The organism is Neisseria sp. P0022.S010, from assembly GCF_051956635.1.
Map to the genome: position 1 here is coordinate 1 of NZ_JBQCXF010000443.1, position 2,460 is coordinate 2,460.

Consider the following 2,460-nt stretch of genomic DNA (forward strand, 5'->3'; position numbering starts at 1 on the left):
CAAAAAGAGCCTGTATAAAACAGGCTCTTTTTCAGACTAATCTTAAGTCAGATTAGAATTTGTGACGCAGGCCAACAGTACCAGCAGTTTTCTCGTATTTGTAGTCGCCTTTGCCTTCTTTCAACCAACCGGCAGACAGCAGGGCAGAAGTGCGTTTAGAGAAGTCGTAGTCAGCACCAACGATAACTTGGTTGTACGCGCTGTTCTCTTGTTTCACGCCGTTTTCTTTAGCTTTGAAACCGTGAGCGTAAGAAACACGAGGAGTTACGTTACCAAAGCGGTAAGCAGCAGTTGCACCAACTTCAGTACGTTCGTTTTTCTTAGCATTTGCGACATCTTTTTTGAAGCCTTCGTATTGACCTACAACAGCAACCATCAGGTTGTCAGCATCGTAACCAGCAGTCAGACGGTGTGCTTGGTGATCTTTGTAAGTACCAGCAGTCAAGGTAGTGTTGCCGTTGAATGTATCCAAGTAGCCAGCATCCAAGACAGCATGTTTAGCGAAAGAACCAGCGTAGCGACCGAAGAAGCCAGAGTTTTCGTAGTTCAGACCCAAATCGTAAGATTCACGGCTTTTCACAGCGTGATCGTATTTATCGCTAGGATTAGCATTGTCGCGAGGTTGGTATTGTACGCTTGCGCTGAAACCACCAAACACAGGAGTATCGTAACGTACAGATACTTTGCGACCATCTACACGTTTGATTTTACCCAGTTGCAGAGTGTCTGCGTTAGCATCACTAGACTCCCAAGGGTCGAAGCTGTCGCTGCTTTCGTTCAGAGCAGTATCCAAGTTACCGACACGAACTTTACCGAAACCACCTTCCAAACCCAAGAAAGATTCACGGTTTGCGAAACCAGAGTCACCACCGGCGATAGAAGTTCTTTGTTCAACTTGCCAGATAGCATTCAGGTTGCTACCCAAGTGTTCGTGGCCTTTGAAACCGATACGAGAGCCGAAGTCAGCAATCTCAGTAGCAGTTTTAGAAGAAGTCTTACCCTCTTTTACTTTAGAAACTTCCACGCCAGCTTTGATTTGACCGTACAGAGTCACATCAGCCATAGCTGCAACAGGCAAAGCCGCCAGAGTCAGGGCAATCAGGGATTTTTTCATTGCTGTATTCCTTTTCTATTGTGAAGAAATAACTTAAGCAGACCGGATAATCCGCTTAGGCTTACTTTATCGCTGGAATCAGCGATTCCATGACTGTCACTATAATTGTTCCTCTCTAAAAAAACAAACTTTATTCAACTCCCCCCACTACCGCAGAAACCAAATAAAGGTAGAGACAACCCCAAAAGTAGAAATTTATTATTTAAAATCAATGATCAATTTATTCAAAACCAACTGTGCATTTTTACAACACTTTATCAATTTACACATCAATCACGCTATTTTGTTGCTTTTATACCAACAATCCGCAATTAGGCCGTCTGAAAACCATTACCTAGAACGCTCATCCACTCGGGTAACGATAGTTGCGTCACTCCAAACTCATCAGGATAGTCAACACCTGTTAAATACAGGCCATCTGACATAAAAGTTGGCGGAGCCTTCAATCTACTTTTTGCATGAAAGACCGACTCAAACTCATCTACACTAATTCTGCCACTACCCACATACACCAATGCACCCATAATATTGCGCACCATATGATGCAAGAATGCATTTCCATGCAAATCAAGGCACAGATAGCGAGAAGTTCCACTAATACTTGTCCTATATAGCGTTTTCACAGGGGATTTCGCCTGACATTCAGCCGCTCGAAAACTGGAAAAGTCATGCTCCCCCTCCAATAAGGTAGCAGCCTGCCTCATCAGATTTAAATCCAATTTCAAATGCGTCCACCCTACTCTGCCAACCAATAATGGAGAACGAACCGGTGAGGATTCCAATAAATAACGATAATGGCGGCCATAAGCATCAAATCGGGCATGGAAATGAGGTGCAACTTTTTGTGCAACCAACACAGCAACACCATCAGGCAAATGTGCATTGACACCCCGCACCCATGCTTGCTCCGGACGGCTTACTGATGTATCAAAATGCACCACCTGTGCAGTTGCATGCACACCCGTATCCGTCCTTCCCGCAACAATAGTATTAATTTGCTCCCCCGCTATTGAAGACAATGCCTGCTCTAAGACCGTCTGAACAGTCGGCAAATCTCCCGCCTGTTTTTGCCAACCATAAAAACGGCTACCATCATAAGAGAGGGTCAAAGCCCAACGTTGCATCAGATGCCCTGTTGTATTTGCTTGTTCAGTCATTTCTTATACTTCTTGTAAATTGATATTGTTGCCTACGTTCAAGCAACAAATATTAAAAAGGCGTGATCAACACACGCCTCCATTATGTATTTCAGACGGCCTTCATCTTCAACCATCAGATAAAGCTGAAATCTTACCCAACCAATAATAGACTCAGCCAAAATCTTGCTTTTTAATTTACCATAAAAA

At 43.7% G+C, this 2,460-nt stretch carries 2 protein-coding genes; both read right to left on the reverse strand.

Going from position 1 to position 2,460, the window contains the following annotated elements:
- Positions 1-52: 52 nt before the first annotated feature.
- Entirely contained in the window at positions 53-1,114 is a 1,062-nt protein-coding gene (gene porB, locus ACTHUT_RS17950) for a trimeric porin PorB (RefSeq protein ID WP_440419273.1), read from the reverse strand.
- A 311-nt stretch (positions 1,115-1,425) separates the two neighbouring features.
- Positions 1,426-2,271, reverse strand: a complete 846-nt coding sequence (truA, locus tag ACTHUT_RS17955; RefSeq protein WP_440419274.1) for a tRNA pseudouridine(38-40) synthase TruA — start codon at positions 2,269-2,271, stop codon at positions 1,426-1,428.
- Positions 2,272-2,460: the final 189 nt, after the last annotated feature.

Coding starts and splice junctions, on each gene's coding strand:
- truA (WP_440419274.1), bottom strand. CDS start 2,271: ATGACTGAACAAGCAAATACAACAGGGCATCTGATGCAACGTTGGGCT.
- porB (WP_440419273.1), bottom strand. CDS start 1,114: ATGAAAAAATCCCTGATTGCCCTGACTCTGGCGGCTTTGCCTGTTGCA.